General features: G+C 55.2%; 18 protein-coding genes. 13 read left to right on the top strand and 5 right to left on the bottom strand.

Annotated elements, in window-relative coordinates:
- The 10 genes from tssA to VH86_RS23685 all read left to right on the top strand — a co-directional run.
- Positions 1-1485: type VI secretion system protein TssA (gene tssA, locus VH86_RS23730; RefSeq protein ID WP_045834327.1), on the top strand; the 1485-nt coding region annotated here is incomplete at its 5' end.
- A gap of 46 nt (positions 1486-1531) precedes the next feature.
- Complete coding sequence (locus VH86_RS23725; RefSeq protein WP_156150615.1) at positions 1532-2275, top strand: hypothetical protein; 744 nt, start codon at positions 1532-1534, stop codon at positions 2273-2275.
- A gap of 17 nt (positions 2276-2292) precedes the next feature.
- On the top strand, positions 2293-4056 hold the full coding sequence (tssF, locus tag VH86_RS23720) for a type VI secretion system baseplate subunit TssF (protein ID WP_045834325.1): 1764 nt from the start codon (positions 2293-2295) through the stop codon (positions 4054-4056).
- Positions 4011-5108, top strand: a complete 1098-nt coding sequence (gene tssG / locus VH86_RS23715) for a type VI secretion system baseplate subunit TssG (protein ID WP_045834324.1) — start codon at positions 4011-4013, stop codon at positions 5106-5108. The genes tssF and tssG overlap by 46 nt, the downstream gene beginning before the upstream one ends.
- Complete coding sequence (tssJ, locus tag VH86_RS23710; RefSeq protein WP_045834323.1) at positions 5083-5622, top strand: type VI secretion system lipoprotein TssJ; 540 nt, start codon at positions 5083-5085, stop codon at positions 5620-5622. Before tssG ends, tssJ begins: the two co-directional genes overlap by 26 nt.
- Positions 5622-6062 carry a type VI secretion system baseplate subunit TssE gene (tssE, locus tag VH86_RS23705; RefSeq protein WP_045834322.1) on the top strand — a complete coding sequence of 147 codons (441 nt, stop codon included), beginning with the start codon at positions 5622-5624 and terminating at the stop codon, positions 6060-6062. The genes tssJ and tssE overlap by 1 nt, the downstream gene beginning before the upstream one ends.
- 19 nt (positions 6063-6081) lie before the next feature.
- The gene (locus tag VH86_RS24750) at positions 6082-7209 is read left to right on the top strand and encodes a VasL domain-containing protein (RefSeq protein WP_052696645.1); all 1128 of its coding nucleotides are present in this window, start codon (positions 6082-6084) and stop codon (positions 7207-7209) included.
- A 151-nt stretch (positions 7210-7360) separates the two neighbouring features.
- Positions 7361-8692 carry a sensor histidine kinase gene (locus tag VH86_RS23695; protein ID WP_045834321.1) on the top strand — a complete coding sequence of 444 codons (1332 nt, stop codon included), beginning with the start codon at positions 7361-7363 and terminating at the stop codon, positions 8690-8692.
- Between the two features lie 4 nt (positions 8693-8696).
- Positions 8697-9308: a response regulator transcription factor gene (locus VH86_RS23690; RefSeq protein ID WP_045834320.1), complete on the top strand. Its 612-nt coding sequence runs from the start codon at positions 8697-8699 to the stop codon at positions 9306-9308.
- An 86-nt stretch (positions 9309-9394) separates the two neighbouring features.
- Positions 9395-9868 (top strand): heme-binding protein, encoded by a 474-nt coding sequence (locus VH86_RS23685; protein ID WP_045834319.1) that lies wholly within the window; start codon positions 9395-9397, stop codon positions 9866-9868.
- Between the two features lie 130 nt (positions 9869-9998).
- Here VH86_RS23685 and VH86_RS23680 read toward each other — a convergent pair whose 3' ends face one another.
- The 3 genes from VH86_RS23680 to VH86_RS23670 all read right to left on the bottom strand — a co-directional run bounded on the left by VH86_RS23680 (position 9999) and on the right by VH86_RS23670 (position 12379).
- Positions 9999-10781 (bottom strand): molybdenum ABC transporter permease, encoded by a 783-nt coding sequence (locus tag VH86_RS23680; protein ID WP_045834318.1) that lies wholly within the window; start codon positions 10779-10781, stop codon positions 9999-10001.
- Entirely contained in the window at positions 10781-11704 is a 924-nt protein-coding gene (locus VH86_RS23675) for an extracellular solute-binding protein (RefSeq protein WP_045834317.1), read from the bottom strand. The genes VH86_RS23680 and VH86_RS23675 overlap by 1 nt, the downstream gene beginning before the upstream one ends.
- Before the next feature lie 114 nt (positions 11705-11818).
- Positions 11819-12379, bottom strand: coding sequence for a hypothetical protein (locus VH86_RS23670; RefSeq protein WP_045813826.1), 561 nt, complete (start codon positions 12377-12379; stop codon positions 11819-11821).
- Positions 12380-12665: 286 nt separating this feature from the next.
- Between VH86_RS23670 and VH86_RS23665 the strand changes: the two genes are divergently transcribed.
- The 3 genes from VH86_RS23665 to VH86_RS23655 all read left to right on the top strand — a co-directional run bounded on the left by VH86_RS23665 (position 12666) and on the right by VH86_RS23655 (position 15327).
- Entirely contained in the window at positions 12666-12935 is a 270-nt protein-coding gene (locus VH86_RS23665) for a hypothetical protein (RefSeq protein ID WP_045813827.1), read from the top strand.
- 110 nt (positions 12936-13045) lie between these two features.
- Positions 13046-14062, top strand: a complete 1017-nt coding sequence (locus VH86_RS23660; RefSeq protein ID WP_045813828.1) for an NAD(P)-dependent alcohol dehydrogenase — start codon at positions 13046-13048, stop codon at positions 14060-14062.
- Positions 14063-14310: 248 nt separating this feature from the next.
- Positions 14311-15327, top strand: coding sequence for an NAD(P)-dependent alcohol dehydrogenase (locus VH86_RS23655; protein ID WP_045834316.1), 1017 nt, complete (start codon positions 14311-14313; stop codon positions 15325-15327).
- Between the two features lie 43 nt (positions 15328-15370).
- On the opposite strand, the gene VH86_RS23650 is transcribed toward VH86_RS23655, so the two are convergent.
- Both VH86_RS23650 and VH86_RS23645 read right to left on the bottom strand, forming a co-directional pair.
- Positions 15371-17128 (bottom strand): DUF2534 family protein, encoded by a 1758-nt coding sequence (locus VH86_RS23650; RefSeq protein ID WP_045834315.1) that lies wholly within the window; start codon positions 17126-17128, stop codon positions 15371-15373.
- A 62-nt stretch (positions 17129-17190) separates the two neighbouring features.
- On the bottom strand, positions 17191-17607 hold the full coding sequence (locus tag VH86_RS23645; RefSeq protein WP_082082884.1) for a DUF2946 domain-containing protein: 417 nt from the start codon (positions 17605-17607) through the stop codon (positions 17191-17193).
- Positions 17608-17627 lie beyond the last annotated feature (20 nt).

The following is a 17627-nucleotide window of genomic DNA, read 5'->3' as shown; positions in this document are numbered from 1 at the left end:
CCGTGGCTGAAGCCCCTGGCGGACACCCACTCAGTCGGCGAAGACCCGACCTACAACGATGCTTTCCAGCAGATGCAAGAAGAGATGAACCGGCTGTCCGGCGCGGACACGGCGCTTATCTGTGCGCTGGCGGAGCAGGTGCTGACCAGGGAAGCTAAAGACATCCGTGTAGCGGTCTGGTACTGCTGGGCGCGACTACAACGAGACGGTGAAGAAGGATTCGCTGACGGCCTGGCCCTGCTAGCCGGCCTTCTGCAGCGCTTTGGTGACGCTCTGCATCCACAGCGGGCGCGCAGTCGTGAGGCGGCGCTGGGCTTTCCCGCCAGTGCACGCGTGCTGGACACGCTGACGCTTTATCCCGAAGTGACGACATCGTCGGCGCAGCGAACCGTGGCGGCGTTGCTGGTTATTGAAGACGCCTGTGGCGCACAGGGCGGGGCAGGCCTGGGGGGGCTTTACGGCGCGCTGGAGGCCCGGCTGCTGAGAGCGGGCGGCCCTGATGCGGTGGTGCCACAGACGGCATCAGACAGTCCGGAGTCGCACTCGTCGTCGTCAGCTGCCCCCATGCTGGCTGCCATTAGTTCCGGGCGTGACCTGCTGGACCAGGCGCGAACGCTTGCCGCATATCTGCGCGACCAGCCAGGCGGATGGTTGGCCGCGCACCGGCTGATGAAAACCATCCGGCATGACACCCTCAGCCAGCTGCCGCCGTTGTCCGGCGACGGCAAAAGCCGCATTGAGCCACCCAAGCCAGATCAGCGCGCGCAGCTTAAGCGCCTGTGGCTGCAGCAGAGTTGGGCTGAACTGGCCGAGCAGGCTGACAGCCTGTTCAGCCGGGGCGGCAACCACTTCTGGCTCGACTTGCAGTGGTATCAGCACCAGGCGCAATTGCGTTCGGGTAATGCGACGCTTGCGGCAATTGTTCTGGACGACCTTAAAGGTCTTCTGTCTAGACTGAACGGGCTGGAGACGCTGGCCTTCAGCGACGGAACGCCGTTTGCCGATGAAGTCACGCTGGGCTGGATACAGCAGCATGTGCTGATGCCTGCTGATGTGTTTGGCTCGGAAACTGTCTCTGTGCCTGATGGCGCAGAAGATGATGTGCTGCAGCTGGAGAGTGAAGCCACTGATCTGGCAGACAGGGAGGGCATTGAGGCTGCGCTGGCCTGGCTGCAGCAGCGGCCCGGCATCACGTCACCTCGCCAGCAGTGGTTATTGCGTTTGCTGATGGCCAGAATCGCTGAACAATTTGGACGTCAGGAAATGGCGCTTCATCTACTGGCAGCGCTGGACTGCAACGCGGATAGCATGACGCTGGGCGAATGGGAGCCGTCTCTGCTGTTTGAAGTCAAATCGCGCAGGCTGAAACTGCTCCGCGCGCGCCGGAGTGAAACGGATAAAACCCGCATTCAGCCCGAAATTGAAAAACTGCTGGCCGGACTGGTGAATATAGATGCTGCACGTGCAGCGGTATTATTTTCTTAATTCAGTTTCACATCTCTCTTTAATTTAATACAAATGGTCCAAAGGAATGATGACATCAATCAGGCACCTGTTATGTGCCCTTGCTATTTTAAGTCTGTGTGGCTGCACCGTTCTGCTGTGGGGAGTTAATCCACCGACATCACAAAAAATGAAATACAAAAAAATAGCCAGTGATAATATCGATGGCGTATACCGATATAAAGGACTTCAGGCATCAGTGGTCAATGATGGGGTGAGCTATCCTGTTGACATTCCGCCTGATGGGCTGGCGTTTTCGGGTAAGGAAAATATCTACGTGGTGACGGTGGGAGGAGAGCATCTTCTGGAAACAGATGCATTACACAGCCGATATCAACTTGAACTGAAGGAAAACGATAACAAAATAAAACTGACTCTCGTGTCTCCCGCCACTAAACGTTCAGTGGCGAGTTTCGAAGGTGGTTTTGAGGTGATTGCCCGGAGTCATTCGGGAATGATCAGCCCCTGTGAAGCAAAGGACATGCAGTCAATTGGATTTCATTATTCTGATAATATATGTATCAGCAATATAAAAATAAAAGGAGTCATCATTCCTGAAGAAAGCCTCAATTTCAGAGGCGCTCAGCAGACTAAAACCGTTAGTCAGTATAAAATCGAACTGTGGGCTAATAAGCAAGTCACCGACATTCATGCCGATAATATTCTGACCAATGTGGTTCTCACCCCTGTTGCGGCTGCGGCGGACATCATTTTCTTCCCGATATCGCTGACGTTTCTCAAGTTTATGATTGATGTAGGTTCGTTTAAATAAGGGCGGTTTGTCAGAATATGAAAGACTTAACCCTGCGCTATTACGATAACGAAATGCGCTATCTGCGCGACGCCGCAAAAGAATTCGCCGAAACTCACCCCGATCGCGCTGCCATGCTCAACCTGGACCGCGCAGGCACGCCAGATCCGTTTGTGGAACGCCTGCTTGAAGGATTTGCCTTTTCCGTCGGTCGGCTGCGTCAGAAAATTGACGATGACCTGCCGGAGCTGACCGAAGGGTTGGTCAGCATGCTCTGGCCGCATTATCTGCGCACGATCCCTTCACTCAGCGTGGTGGCTCTCTCGCCTGATTTGCCAAAAATGAAAATGGCGGAAACCGCTCCCGCAGGGCTGGAGGTGTATTCCCGCCCCGTGGGGCCGAAAAATACTGTCTGCCGCTATCGCACCACAAAACCGATAACGCTTAATCCGCTGTCGGTTTCCGGCGTGACCATGGGCACCGAGCCGGACGGGCGCTCCGTGTTGCGCCTGCGAATGACCAGTAGCGGGCAGGCGGACTGGCGCCAGTGTGACCTGCGTCATCTTAGCCTGTGGCTGGGAGAAGACGTGCCCGTGGCGACGGCGCTGCATCAGAGGCTGACTCGCCGTCAGGCCGCGATATACGTCCGCCTGGCCGGGCAGCAGGAGCGTATCGCCCTCAACGCCTGGTTCACCCCGGGTGGATTTGGTGAGGACGACAGACTCTGGCCAAAGGGTGACAGTGCCTTCAGCGGTTATCAGTTGCTGCTGGAGTACTTCACCTTCCCGGAGAAGTTTCGCTTTGTGACCCTGAACGGACTGGAAGCTATCCATTTTCCACCCGGGCTCGCGGGGTTCGATATTGAGGTGGTGTTCAGTGAGGCGTGGCCGAGTGATTTGCCGGTGACCGATGCTTCCCTGAAACTGCACTGCGTACCGGTGATTAACCTCTTCACGCTGGAAGCGGACCCGCTGACGGTTAACGGACTGGAGAGCGAATACATGCTGCGCGCGAAGCGCCTGCAGGACGGACACACCGAGATTTACTCAGTGGATGCGGTCAGCGGTACGGGCCTGGCAGGCGCGGCTGAATACGTTCCGTTCACCAGCTTCCGGCATCGGGGCGGCATGATGCGGCGCCTCGCACCTGAGCGCTATTTTCATACGCGCGTTCGAAAAGGTGTGACCGGGATGCACGACACCTGGCTGATACTCGGCGGTCAGCAGTGGGAGGAAGGGGATGAGCTTTCCCGCGATACGCTCTCGCTGCGCATCACCGGCATTAACGGTCAGCTTCCCCGTCGCGCGCTGCAAAGCACCCTATTGGACCACTGCGAACAGGTGCTGCAGACCCCGGTGACGGTGCGCAATCTGACTCGTCCGACACTTCCTGCCTATCCACCAGCTGAAGACCGCTTTCACTGGCGGGTGCTGAGCCACCTCGGTTCCGGTTTCATTAACATGATGAGCAATGCGGAAGTGCTGCGCGGCACGCTGGCGCTGTACAACTGGCAGGATGACGAACTCTGCAACCGCAGGCTGGATGCGATCCTTGACGTACAGCATCACCGCCTTCAACGGTTTGAGTCTGGTTACCTGCTGCGCGGTCTCGACATTGAGGTGACGCTCGACAGCAGCGGTTTTACCGGTGACGGCGATATACACCTGTTCGGCGAGATGCTTAACCGCTTCCTGTCGCTTTACGCGGACATGAACCAGTTCATTCAGCTCTCCCTGATTATCCGGCCTGAAGGAAAATGTATCCGGTGGAAAGAGAATCACAGTCAGCGCCTGCCCGGCTAATCGCGCGGCTGGGCGACCGGCTGCCTTACCTGAATTTTTACCGTTTCTGCCAGTTACTGGAAAGGAGCGACCCCGAGGCACCCGTGCCGGGCAGCAGCTGGCAGGTGCGGCACGAGCCGGTGCGATTTCGTCCTTATGCCGGTATGGGTTTCCCGGCAGGGGAAATACGTGGTGCGGAGCAGCCTGTTCATCCGCATCTGCCGCCCACGGTGCGCATAAATTTCATGGGGCTCTATGGCACGGCGTCTCCGCTGCCGACGCACTACATTGATGATGTGACGCGCCAACGCGAAGGGCACGAGGCCACGCAGGATTTCCTGGATATCTTCAGCCACCGCCTGACCACGCAGTTTTACCGCATCTGGCGCAAATACACCTATCCGGCGACTTTTGCTCCTGGTGGCACCGATGAGACATCCCAGTACCTGTTGGGGCTGGCGGGTCTGGGGATAAGCGGCTGCGCGCAGAATATCGCGGCGCCGGTCTCGCGATTCCTTGCGTTGCTGCCGGTGATGTTGTTGCCCGGTCGCACGGCGGAAGGCGTTACCTCTCTGGTGAATCTGCTGGCACCGGATACAAGCGCGCATGTCGTGCCCTGGGATCCTCGTCGCATTCCTCAGTCCTCCATACTGAATATGAGCACGCGCCACCCGGTGAGTCTGATGCATCGGCCGGTGATGGGGACGCATGCCACTGACGTCAACGGTCAGGTTTTGCTAAGGCTGTTCACCGACAACCCTGAGGAAGTCCGGGGCTGGCTGCCCGGCGGGCAACTGCACGGTGACCTGATGGCGTTGCTGCACGTCTACCTGGGAGCAAAGCTGGATGCGCGACTGGAGCTCTGCGTTGACCGCGCACTGATGCCTGATGCGCAGTTGTGCTGCCGAGCAGAGGGGGCGCAGCAACTGGGGCGCACGGCGGTGCTGCCTCTGACACAAATCACGGACTCCCGCGAGTCTGACCCGATAACCATACAGCTCGGTCGCTATCAGCGCGTCCGGGTCCAACCTTCAAGGATCGAAACCGATGAACAGGGCGACTATCGCTGGTAAAACGCTTATCCCTCTTATGCTGGCACTGAGCGTCAGCGGCTGCGGTCTGACGCAGAAAGTATCAGAGGGTACCGTCTCCGTAACAAAATCCATTTTTTACAAACAAATACGCACACTGCATCTCGATTTTCGCGCGCGTGAAGGGGCAAACCGCAACGCGCAGGGTGCTGCGCTCTCAACCGTGGTGCGCATCTGGCAACTGAAGGACAGCCACGCTTTTGACGCCTCAGACTACCCCTCGCTATTCACTGCTGACAGTCAGGTTCTGAAGGCAGACCTGTTGGCACAAAAGGACATCCGCATCCGCCCGGGTGAGTCAGTCAGTATTGATATGCCGATGGACGATAAGGCGGAATTCGTGGCGGTGGCCGGGCTGTTCCTGTCGCCAGACTCGCAGGATAATAAGTGGCGACTGCTGCTTACCCGCGATGACCTCGATCCAGACAGCGCGCGCGTGATTGAGCTGGGTGACGGTACACTGACACTGGTCGCGGAAAAGGCTAAAAGACCCTGATGATGCCTTCACTTTATGAGATCCTTTACGGCAATTTTAGTGGCGGGCTGGCGCTCGATGCCGTGAGCGAACGGGATCAGGTCATTCTTTCGGTGCTGGATAATCTGCAGCGCATCCTCAACACCCGTGCAGGCTCAATTGCGCACATCCCCGATTATGGACTACCGGATATGACGAGCATCCTGCAGGGGATGCCGGGCACGGCGCATCAGCTACTTCACACCTTTTCAAGCGTGTTGCTGAAGTACGAGCCGCGCCTTAAGCGTATTGAGGTGGCGTTGCTGGAACAAACGATGCCAGGCGAATTGCGCTACGCCATTGATGCCGAACTCATCGGTATTGGCCTGGTGCGCTACGGCACGGAATTCAAACCAGAGGGCAGAGTCTTGCTTGGTGACTTAAAGCAACAGCAGTTATTGGGCAATGGATTGACGCGATAAACAAGGAAAGTGGTTGAATATGAATCAGGTGATCAAAACCGGTGCAGATCCGCGCACTTTACCAGGCTATTCCCAGTTGCGGGAAGAGATGAGTAAGCTGACGCATCCCGCCCGGCCCGATGTAGATTGGGGCAAAGTGGAGATACTCACGCTGGGGTTGTTTGAACAAAATGGATTGGAGTTGCAGAGTGCGGCCTGGTTCACGCTGGCGCGTGCCAACAACGCGGGGTTGAGTGGTCTGAATGAAGGATTGAATCTGATTGACGCGCTGGTGGTACATCAGTGGTCGATTTTCTGGCCGCTGACGATTGATGCGCGCGCCGATATCCTCAGCGTGATGTTCCGACGTTTACAAAGTCTCTACCGTGGCTGGCAGGTGGAGGGCAGCGAGATGGCGGCGCAGCTATTAGAAACGGAGCGGTTGCTGATATCCCTGCGTGAAGCGTTGTTACGTTTTGGTATCAGAGAATTCGCGCAGGCCAATACGTTATTGCATCAGGTCAAACACTCCATGACGCAGCTGCAGGAAAGACTGCCCTCTCCGATGCAGCTTATTCCGGCAGCACTCAACAGTGAACACCACAGCCATCCGGCTCGCGTTTATGTGGTCTATCCTGATGCGGATGAGCAGCAAGACGCGCCCACAACGCCGTCATCATTAAAATCATTTGTGAGCGGGGCCTGCTGTGCCTTACTGGCTGGCGTTTTAGTCTTCGTTTGTGGCAGTTGGTATCGATACGAACAGCATCAGCACTCGATGGCCTCTCAAGCTCTGCTCGAACAACAGCGCAGAGAGAAACAAGCGATATCGCTGGAAAAATTACAGAGCTGGCATCGTGGTATGGCGCAGCTGGAAAATATGGCTGAACAACTCAATGGACTAGACAAAACCAAAGGGAAATATCTCACGGTGAGTGAGCTTAAAACGGGGATTTTTTCCGCGATGCAGGCCTTCAACCAACAGATTCCGGTTGAAGAGCAACTTCGACGTTATGCTGAAGGTAACGGTGATCAGTTGAGTGAACAAACACAGACGGGATTACTGTTAAAACAGCTGATGTTTCGTTATCAACTCATACAACAGGATAATGCAGAGTCGCTCACCGATCGGGAAAAAGCCAATCTAAATCAAAGTCGTACCAGGTAGACTTCTGAAATCAGCGCTAAACCAGTAAAACAGATTGAATCCAATGCGTGGGCAGGTTACAACGTTGCAAAACCATGAATGGATGCAGGTGCAGTATCGACAACCCTCCTGACCCGGAGGGCTTTTTTTATCGCTTTAACAACGGAAAACTATGCCTCACACTTACCGCCCATGGATGAAAAGGTATTGGCTGGTCTGGCTACTTCTCACGCTGGTGACGTTGTTCGCATTGCTTGCCGAACAAATCCTGGATCAACGTCGCACGCGTGAATCGGAATTCCATCAGCAGTTCAATCGCATTGCGGCCTATTTAACGCAGAATGAAACCCTGTTGCCATTATTGACGGGTGATGAAAACCTTGCTGAATTGCAGAAGAAATTTCCGCAAATCGTGCAGCTTGAGCACACGCAGAACTGGCCGTTAACCGGCCCGCGATTTGAAGATGCCAACGACGGACGTTACTGGCTGTATAACCCCTATCGACAATTCCGCATGCTGGTGGATTTGCATTTTGCCGTGCAAGCTCCAGAGGTCGGGCTGGCACTGGCATTTCATATTCATGCTCAGCCCGCAATATCGACCTCGGGCTATTCTGAAACGGCGCGTTGGCAATGGCAGCGCCCGTTTATCAACCTCTACCAACCTTTTCTGATTAAAGGCAGCGCGAATCCAGATTGGCGTGCGCTGCATGTCGCTCCGCCCCTGCTGGCGTTGATGTTGTGGCTAATCATCGGTTTTCTCGGTTGGGAATTATTGCGTCACTGGCGACGAAACGTCGAGATGCGCCTGCGGGCTGACTATTTCCAGCGCACGCGGCGTGAATCTTTGGGTGAATTCACGGCGGGTATCATCCATGAAATTAACCAGCCGCTCACCGCGATTAACACGTGGTTGCACACCAGCCAGCTGCTGCTTAAGCAAGGCAAACACGATAGCCTGCCGCAAACACTCAGTGCCATCAATTTGCAAACGGAACGATTGGCCGGATTGCTGCAACGTTTTCGCGACATTGTCAGCGAACGCCCGGTGGCGATGACCGCAGTCGGTGTTGAATCAACATGGCGGCGAGTCACAGTGCTATTGCAACAAGAACTGGACGCGGGCGGTGTGGTGCTTCATCAGCAGTTTCAGCATGACCACGCGCGCGTTATCGGCGACGAACAATGGCTCGAACAGGTCTTTCACAATCTGCTACAAAATGCGATCCACATGCAGCAAGGGCGGGCGGATGCGTGGGTGGCTATCACTTCAGAACGCCTGGCGCACGAGATTAAAGTCATCATCAGTGATAACGGACCAGGCTTTTCTGTCGAAGGATTAGCACAGGCCTGTATGCCGTTTTACAGCTCGCGCCCAGAAAGCATGGGGCTTGGCATGACGCTGGTTGAGAGCTTGATGTTACGCATGAATGGCCAGCTGCGGCTGGCAAACCGCGCCGAGGGCGGCGCGGAAATCACCCTAATTTTCCCACTGGCGGAGTAACGGAATGAGCGCAAAAGTTTGGTTAGTGGATGATGATTTGTCGGTGCGTGAATCACTGGGTTTTCTCTTGAGAACACTGGAATATGACGTTGCCGACTTTGCTGATTTGGCCTCATTTGAGGCGGCTACGTCAGCGCAGGAACCACTGCGCGGCTGTTTGTTGCTGGACGTCCGCATGCCGGGCATTAGTGGCCTTAGCTGGCTGGCAGAGAAGGGCGAAAGGCATCCGCTGCTGCCGGTGATCATCATGACCGGTCATGGCACGATTGAAGCCTGTCGCCGTGCATTCCGTCAGGGGGCTTTCGAGTTCTACACTAAACCGTTAGAGATTGAACCGTTGCTGGAAAGCGTTCACCAGGCAATGCATGAAAGTGAACAGCGCGCGCAGCGCTGGCAGGCGCAGCAGATTTTGCAGTCGCGTTTTGCCTTGTTGTCGGTGCGTGAAAACGAAGTGATGCAACTGATGATTGCCGGGCAAACCAGTAAAGAGATAGCGCGTGATTTATCGCTGTCACCACGAACGGTTGAAGCCCATCGCGCCGCGGTTCTGACTAAACTGGAAATGGACAATCTTGCGCAACTGATCCACGCCTGGCAGCAACTTAACCAGGTATAACTACCTGGCAGAACGCGTGATCGTCCGAATATTTATTAACCTGCTCTCGTTTTACAGTGTCACCTAACATAACTCAGGAGTGACACATGACTATTCGACTTTCTTTGATTGCTGCTGCGGCGGCATTTGTTTCTTTTGGTAGCCAGGCCGCCGTGACTGAATCCAATCTGTCATTGGCTGAGGCGCAAAAACTGGCCAGCGCAGCCATTCAGTCCTGCGCAGCAAAAAATTACAATGTCACCGTGACAGTCGTGGATCGGGCAGGTTTAGTGACTGCGGTACAGCGTATGGACAATGCCGGTCCGCACACCGTAGAAGCGAGCCGTATGAAGGCCTACACCGCGTTGAGTACCAAGAATCTGAGTGGCAAAGTGATGGAAACGGCACAGAACAATCCAGGTGCGCAGAATATGCGTGACGTACCAGGCTTTCTGCTGTTAGCCGGTGGCGTGCCGGTAAAAAGTGGTAATCAGGTGATTGGTGCGATGGGTGTCGGTGGTGCGCCAGGCGGTAATCTTGATGAGGCTTGCGCGCTGGATGCCTTGAAGGCGATTGAATAAGTCATGATGGGCGCAATAGATTGCGCCCATCATGCACATTGTCTGTCGTGTCACTTCATCTAGCCTGTCCAACATCGCCAGGGCGCGTCTTACAGGCTACCCGCTCCGGAATATCGGTTTTCCTGCCGCGCTATGACTCCACTGATGAACTGCCATAGCGTACGCGCCGTGATGCCACAAAACACAACAGTGGCACCGGCAAAGTAAACAACAGCAGCAACCACAGCAGCACGTACACCGCGTCCACGCCGTCATTTTGCAGATTGTTATAAAGTTGAACCGGCATCCCCTGAGGGAAATAGGCGAAAATCATGACAATACCGAACTCACCCATGGCGCGCACCCACGCCAAAGCCGTTGCAGAGGCTAAACCCGGCGCGGCCAGCGGAACCGACAAACGCCAAAACCCCTGCCACGGTGAGGCACCTAAGGTGCGACCGGCATCCAGAATATCCTGCGGAACACCTGCAAACGCGGAACGCGCGGTAGTGATGAAGTAGGGCAGTGCGCCGTACCATTGCGCCAGAATAAACGCGGCAGGATTGTTGACCAGCGTCCAGCCAAATTTCCCCAGTAACTCGCCTGGGACACTATAGGATCCATAAGCGCTCACCAGTAAAATCCCCATTGCCAGCGGCGGTGTCAGCAAGGGAATCATCACCAACAGTTCAACGATGGCACGCGAGCGGCCCTTTGCTTGTGACATCCACCACGCCACCGGCAATCCGCTGATAAAAATTAACAGCAGCGCAATGGCGCCCAATCCCAGGGAGGTGGAGATGGCACTCCCATCGCCCCAGGCCAGGTGCATGTGCTGCCATTGAGTGACACCAATCAGGGTGACGAATGGCACGGCCAGCAACATCAGTGCTGGCAGTGACAACCAAAGCGCGGTGGCGTGACCGGTCTTCATTACTGATAAACAGCTCCGCCTTTCGGCGCGGCGTAGCCATTCTGTTTAAACAGCGCCTGACCTGGCTTGCTCAGCATGAAATCGACAAAGGCTTTACCCGCCGCCGCACCGTGTGGGGCGTTTTTCAGCACGGCTGCGTAGTAAACCAGCGGTTGAGTGTGCAGCACTTTATCTTTGCCAGCGCTGTCTTTTACGCTGAAGCTGACAGTGTCATACCACTGTTTTGCCATATCTGGATTGCTCAGGTTGATCTCATCCGGCAGCGCAACGTAAGGCAGATGTGCGGAAATCACTTCACTCTCATAACCTGCAGCGGCATCTACCTGACCACTCTCCAGGCGCGCCAGCAGACCGCCTTCAAGATGGGTCTGAGCAGGGTTTTGGTAGCCACCGAGAATTTTATCGGCGATGCCTGGCTGCTTGTAATACTTCTCAGCCAGCAGCAGGGTAAAGATAATGTTCTGGCCTTTTGGATCGTTAATCGGATCGGTGCGACCGAATTTAATCCCCGGCGTGGCCAGCACTTTCAGCCAACTGGCATCTGCGCCCTTCGCCTGTGCGAACTGCTGGGCAAATTTGCCTTTCGGGCTGTACGCCACCACCATGCTGGTGCTGGCAACCGGTACGGCATCATCAATCAATCCTGCATCTTTCAAAATCTGCATCGGGCCCGGCGTGATGGAAACGAACACATCTGCGGTGATTTTCTTACTCGCGAGCAGTCGAGCCATGCCGTATGCGCCCTGGCCTTGCCCTTCATATTTCCCATCATTCTGTTTGGCAAAGGCTGGACCTAAGGACTGGTCCATCACTTTCCCCATCGAACCAGCATAAGTTACACGAATATCGGTACTGGCTTGTGCTTGCAGGCTAAGGCCCGCCGCGGCGGTTAACATCAATGCTGTGAGGTATCTGACTTGCATTCCCTTTCTCGCTATATAATTAGGTAGATAACGATTATCGGAAATTGTGCAATCAGTGCAAGCTGAAATCTGTTGCGAAATATGGGGATAGCCCGCCGGAGCGGGCTGACGACTTCAGGCGAGAATGCGCTGAGCCCAGGATTCAATATCATCACCGCTACCGATATCCAACTGCACCAACCCGTTGGTGATAAAAGTGGGCGAGACGTGAATGCCGTTCTGGCGTGAATATTTGCAGTGCCATTTGATTTCGTTTTGCAACTCGGCGCGCAGGAACGGTGCATGTGCGTCGACGCCACTGTAGTGCTGTAAACGCGCCAGAATTTGGTTCGGCGTGGCGTCCATGTTCGGCCCATGACTGTGATCGGTGAACTCAAACTCTTCACGATGATCGGCGACCGCCTGCAGCACGCGTTTCGCCGCAATTTTGCCCTCTGGCAGCGTCGATGCGGCAAGGATGTAACGTACGATCAGCCCGGAATACATATGCCACGGCTGGGATTGCAGCCGAATCTTCAGCGTCATCTTATCTTCCCCAACCCATGCCAGCAGCGCATCCAGTTTATTAAAGGCACGGACTGAGAACGGACAGGTAGGTTCAAGAAACACTTCAAACACTTTGGGGCCGTGGCCCCAGATCAGTGGATCGGCGTGTAAAGCGGTGGTTTGGCTCATATTCATTCCCTGTTGCGAGGTTAAACGTTGATCTACTTTGGCAAAGCGCGGCGACGACAGCCAGCGTGGGTTTATGCTTTTTTGTTACAAGGGCATTCGCGGTCGTCACCACGAGGCAAAAAAAATCATTTTATAGATCCGTTAACTACAAGAATGTCCGCTGTTCCGGCATTTGCTCAGAAAATAAACGGCTATAGTTATGCCAGCTTTGTTCTCTTTTTGTGCGGTCAGCGCCGTGCAGTTGATTCATTTGCCTGGAGCCAATAGATAAGCAACGAGGTTAAATGTGTTTGCCGAAATATCCTGGAAAATCATCCATCAGGTGATCAATCAGACCATTGCGGAGATGGTGGATGAGCAGCAAACGTTGGATGTAGTCAGCCTGCGCAGACGACTACGTGAGATGGCCGAAAGCGAAACAGATGAAGAGATGGTGCTGTGCTACTGGCAAGCGAGCAAGGTGCTAATGCGTTTACCGCCGACGATCACCGCCAGCCAACTGATTGAAGCAGCGAGGCATGCTTTTCGCAGCCCACTGAATCACGATCCGCTTTAACCCTGAATGCTTTTCTGATGAATCGCGGATAATCGATTGATTAATCGTCATAATCCTGGCGTACGCTCTGCTAAACTAGTGAGTCGAAAACGCTGAAACAGAGGACAGTAATGAAAATCAAAAGTTATGCCGCGATGAACGCAGGCGAAGCGCTGGTGCCTTTTGAGTATGAGGCCGGTCCGCTGGCAGCTGAAGAGGTACAGGTTGAGGTCGATTACTGTGGCGTTTGCCACTCTGACCTGTCGATGATTGATAACGAGTGGGGCATCTCAGCCTTCCCGGTGATCGCGGGCCATGAAGTGATTGGTCGCATCAGCGCGTTAGGGGATGCCGCACAGAACAAAGGGCTGAAAGTCGGTCAGCGCGTGGGTATCGGCTGGACAGCTAAAAGCTGCCAGCACTGTAATGCCTGTATCAACGGCGAGCAGGTTAACTGCGAAAACGGTTCTGTACCGACCATCATGAACAAAGGGGGGTTCGCCAGCCACCTGCGTGCTGACTGGCAATGGGTGATCCCGCTGCCAGAATCAATGGATATCACCACTGCCGGCCCACTGCTGTGCGGCGGTATTACCGTGTTCAAACCGCTGCTGATGCACAACATCAATGCCACCAGTCGTGTGGGCGTGATCGGCATCGGTGGCCTTGGCCACATGGCGATCAAACTGCTGCGAGCCATGGGTGCGGAAGTGACGGCGTTCAGCTCTAACGCCAGCAAAACTGAATCTATCCTGGCGATGGGTGCGGATCGCGTGGTGAACAGCCGTGATCCACAAGCATTGAACGCGCTGGCAGGTCAGTTTGATCTGATTATCAGCACCGTTGCGGTTGATTTGGACTGGCAACCGTACTTCCAGGCGTTGGCACCACAGGGTAAATTCCACACCGTGGGTGCCGTGATGAAGCCGTTTGAAGTCCCCGCTTTCAGCCTGATCATGGGTGACCGTGCCGTGACCGGATCATCCACCGGTTCCCCGGGCCAGCTGCGTTCGTTAATGAAACTGGCGTCGCGTGCTGACGTTGCACCAACGGTAGAAGCGTTCCCGATGTCGAAAATCAACGACGCGCTGGATCATGTCCGCGCCGGTAAAGCGAATTACCGCGTGGTGCTGAAAGCGGATTTCTAACATGGCGATAGGGTCGGCCCTTGCAACGTCAATGTCAGATGAGAGTCCGACTTTAGGTTGCAGTTCAGCCATGCCGACATTGAGTCTTGCGGTGCGCATCATGCGCACCGATTCTTCGCCCCTCCATTCTTAACCTGCATCGTCCTTCCAAACAGCATTCCCCTCACTAATAAGCTGATTATTCAGCATTATATTGCTCATCACTTTGCTACTCTGATGCTCTATCGAGCAAAACTCCGAGGACAGCGATGAAGATTTCCAGCTATGCCGCTCTGCAAGCGGGTGAGGCGTTAGTGCCTTATGAATATGATGCCGGCCCGCTGGCAGCGGAAGACGTGCAGGTTGAAGTCGATTACTGCGGCGTGTGCCATTCCGATTTGTCGATGATCGACAACGAGTGGGGCGGTTCACGTTACCCGTTGATTGCCGGGCATGAAGTGATTGGTCGCGTGGCGGCGCTGGGAGAGGCAGCACAGAACAAAGGACTCAGTATCGGGCAACGTGTCGGTATCGGCTGGACAGCGAAAAGCTGCCATCACTGTGATGCCTGTATCGCAGGGGATCGGGTGAACTGCCAAAACGGCAAAGTCTCTACCATCAACAATCGCGGTGGATTTGCCAGCCATCTGCGCGCCAACTGGCAATGGGTGATCCCGCTGCCTGAGACGCTGGATCTGGCGTCGGCAGGTCCACTGCTGTGTGGTGGCATTACGGTATTCAAACCGTTATTGATGCATAACATCAACGCCACCAGCCGCGTTGGGGTGATTGGTATCGGCGGATTAGGCCATATGGCGATTAAGCTGCTGCGTGCGATGGGCGCGGAAGTCACTGCATTTAGCTCTAATGCGAGTAAAACCGATTCCATCCTGGCAATGGGGGCCAATCGGGTGGTGAACAGCCGGGATGCGGACGCTTTGAATGCGATGACAGGGCAGTTTGATCTGATTATCAGCACCGTCGCCGTGGATTTAGACTGGAAGCCGTATTATCAGGCTCTGGCGCGGCAAGGCAAATTCCACACGGTGGGCGCGGTGATGAAGCCGTTTGAGGTTCCGGCATTCAGTTTGATTGTCGGCGACCGTGCGCTGACGGGTTCTTCTACCGGATCCCCCGCTCAGTTACGCTCATTGCTTAAGCTCGCCGCCCGCGTGGATATCGCTCCGCAGGTGGAGGAGTTTCCAATGTCGCAGATCAATGCTGCGTTAGAACACGTGAGAGCGGGAAAAGCCCACTATCGCGTGGTACTCAAAGCGGACTTTTAGGTTTCACAGACGAACTGCGGTGCGCATCCCTGCGCACCCTTCTTTATTTACCTTGTGGGTCGCTCTCGCCAAGGAAGAAATACCATAGCGGAATCGACATCAGTGCGGTGAACACGGAGCTGTATAAGGCAATCATCAAACCTTGCGTGATGTACATCGTCAATGACCAGTGGCTAAACGGGATACCGTACTGATCGATCACTCCGCCAATAATCGCATTGCTCATCACCGAAACGACAATCACCGCCAGAATGCACACGCCGCGCAGGAAGTTACGCATCTCCTTGCGCTTCACCGTAAAGCGCGCGCGAATAATGCCAAGCGGAGACTGCTGCGAGGCCATAATCTCCGCTTCGGTCATGGGAACTCGCTGCTGCTTACGCCAGCGCAAAATGTCGATCAGCAGAAATGCCAGCAGACTCACTCCCATCACGGGCAGCGCAAAACCCAGCGCCAACGCCACCATCAGGCAGGTGCCTTTAGTGTAGTGCGGTATAGCAAGCCAGGTCTCCGTTAACGTTTTCGCCGGGCTGGCTTCCGCCTGTTGCGGACGGCGAGCCCACCACATGCGATAACCCAGCACGATTATCGTGCATAAACCGAGTCCAAAGAACGCTAATAGCAGTTGGTTAGGCAAGCCAAACAGCACGCCCATATGCGCATCCACGCCCCAGCGCGTCAGTTTTGCCACCAGTGGGAACTGGGCGAAATAGACGTGATCAACAATCGTGAAGTCCTGCGGATTCACGGAAACTGCATCAACGCGGGTTGGCCAGCTTCGATCGATTTCGGTCACTGCCCATGCTTTGTCCGCGCTTTTCGGCTGACGTAATTCCAGCTTACTGGCGCTCAATCCATCCTGACGGGCGGCGTTGAGTACGCGATCCCAATCACTGTCCGGTTGGTTGTTGGGCATCGGCTTCGCGGGCTGCGCAACCGGTTTTGCCATCGATGACATCGACATACTGGACATGTCCATATTCGACATATCCATATCAGGCATGCCGGGCATGCTGTGATGGTCAGCATGAGGATCGGCAGGCGCCGTATCGCCACTGAGTGAGGTATTGACCTGCGGTGTCAGCCAGTTCAACTCCGTACGCCAGCGATCAATGTTATTGTCTGCCCACTGCGACCAGGTTAAACCGGTGGCGGAGAAAAACACCAATCCCAGCACCAGCGTCAGACCCAGCGTGATATGCCAGTGACGGCTAAAGGCGAATCCCTTGCGCGCGGCTTTCAGCTTACGTTTCGGGCGCGTGCCCAGCCACAGCACCACGCCGCCCAGCGCTGCGACCCACAACCAGGACGCCGCCAACTCGCTGTAGTTGCGGCCGAAATCACCTAACAACAAGCTGCTGTGGAGTAAATCGAGTGTGGTACGCAGCGGAAGCACGCCGCTGGTGCCGTACACCGTCATGTCGCCTTTCACTTTCAGGCTATAAGGGTCGATAAACACCGCGCGAGACTGCGAAGCACCCAGTGAGGCATCGCTGAACTGCACGCGAGTGGTATCCGTTGCGCCTGGCGCAGGCCGCACAGCGTAAATGTGCTGTTTCTCACCCGCGTAGGCGCGTGCCGCGCTGATTTGCGCAGACAGCGGCTGGGCAGGGCCATTAGGTTGTGCCGTTAACGCATCGGAGTAGATGACGTTTTCCAGTTGTGGCGTCAGCACATAGAGCGTGCCGCTGAGTGCCGCGACAAAAATAAAGGGCGCAACAAACAGGCCAATATAAAAATGTAAGCGACGAAGTAGATTAAGCACCGCACCACGCGGCGCTGCAGAGTGAGCAGCAGACAAAGCCGTCTTCCTTCCGGTTAGAGAATGCCGTGACGCAATAAAGTGCGTCGTTAATGATGTTATCAGCAGGAGAGAACAGCAGGTGGCGCACGCGGACGGTGTGTGGGGCTAAAGCGTCGGATCACCGGAGTCTGCAGAGGCGGCAGCGGTGGGGCGCGAGAAATCACCATCATCAGCCAGATGAACGGGATGAACACCCACATCATCAACGGCACATGCACCAGCAGGTCACAATAGCCGCAGGCGAATTCACCGTCTTCCATCATGTGATGGTCCATGCCCGGCATCGCCATATCCATCATCATTTCGTGATGATGCATCGACATTTCAGATGTCATGCCGTGGGATGGCATATCCATCATGCGGCTTTGTCGTTCCATCAACGTTTTCGACACGATCGGCGCGACAAACAGCAGCAGCACCGCCAGGATGGCGATACAGGCAGTCAGGCGCTGGCGAAGTTGATGTGAAGAGGTCATAGCGGCGACGAAATGATTCA

The sequence above is a fragment of the Pantoea sp. BL1 genome (assembly GCF_000963985.1).
Taxonomy (GTDB): domain Bacteria; phylum Pseudomonadota; class Gammaproteobacteria; order Enterobacterales; family Enterobacteriaceae; genus Pantoea; species Pantoea rwandensis_B.
This window is presented reverse-complemented; position numbering and strand designations above follow the sequence as displayed.

Bases quoted from the DNA above. Each gene is read 5' to 3' on its own strand.
- VH86_RS23725 (WP_156150615.1), top strand. From the start codon at position 1,532: ATGATGACATCAATCAGGCACCTGTTATGTGCCCTTGCTATTTTAAGT.
- tssF (WP_045834325.1), top strand. From the start codon at position 2,293: ATGAAAGACTTAACCCTGCGCTATTACGATAACGAAATGCGCTATCTG.
- tssG (WP_045834324.1), top strand. From the start codon at position 4,011: ATGTATCCGGTGGAAAGAGAATCACAGTCAGCGCCTGCCCGGCTAATC.
- tssJ (WP_045834323.1), top strand. From the start codon at position 5,083: ATGAACAGGGCGACTATCGCTGGTAAAACGCTTATCCCTCTTATGCTG.
- tssE (WP_045834322.1), top strand. From the start codon at position 5,622: ATGATGCCTTCACTTTATGAGATCCTTTACGGCAATTTTAGTGGCGGG.
- VH86_RS24750 (WP_052696645.1), top strand. From the start codon at position 6,082: ATGAATCAGGTGATCAAAACCGGTGCAGATCCGCGCACTTTACCAGGC.
- VH86_RS23695 (WP_045834321.1), top strand. From the start codon at position 7,361: ATGCCTCACACTTACCGCCCATGGATGAAAAGGTATTGGCTGGTCTGG.
- VH86_RS23690 (WP_045834320.1), top strand. From the start codon at position 8,697: ATGAGCGCAAAAGTTTGGTTAGTGGATGATGATTTGTCGGTGCGTGAA.
- VH86_RS23685 (WP_045834319.1), top strand. From the start codon at position 9,395: ATGACTATTCGACTTTCTTTGATTGCTGCTGCGGCGGCATTTGTTTCT.
- VH86_RS23680 (WP_045834318.1), bottom strand. From the start codon at position 10,781: ATGAAGACCGGTCACGCCACCGCGCTTTGGTTGTCACTGCCAGCACTG.
- VH86_RS23675 (WP_045834317.1), bottom strand. From the start codon at position 11,704: ATGCAAGTCAGATACCTCACAGCATTGATGTTAACCGCCGCGGCGGGC.
- VH86_RS23670 (WP_045813826.1), bottom strand. From the start codon at position 12,379: ATGAGCCAAACCACCGCTTTACACGCCGATCCACTGATCTGGGGCCAC.
- VH86_RS23660 (WP_045813828.1), top strand. From the start codon at position 13,046: ATGAAAATCAAAAGTTATGCCGCGATGAACGCAGGCGAAGCGCTGGTG.
- VH86_RS23655 (WP_045834316.1), top strand. From the start codon at position 14,311: ATGAAGATTTCCAGCTATGCCGCTCTGCAAGCGGGTGAGGCGTTAGTG.
- VH86_RS23645 (WP_082082884.1), bottom strand. From the start codon at position 17,607: ATGACCTCTTCACATCAACTTCGCCAGCGCCTGACTGCCTGTATCGCC.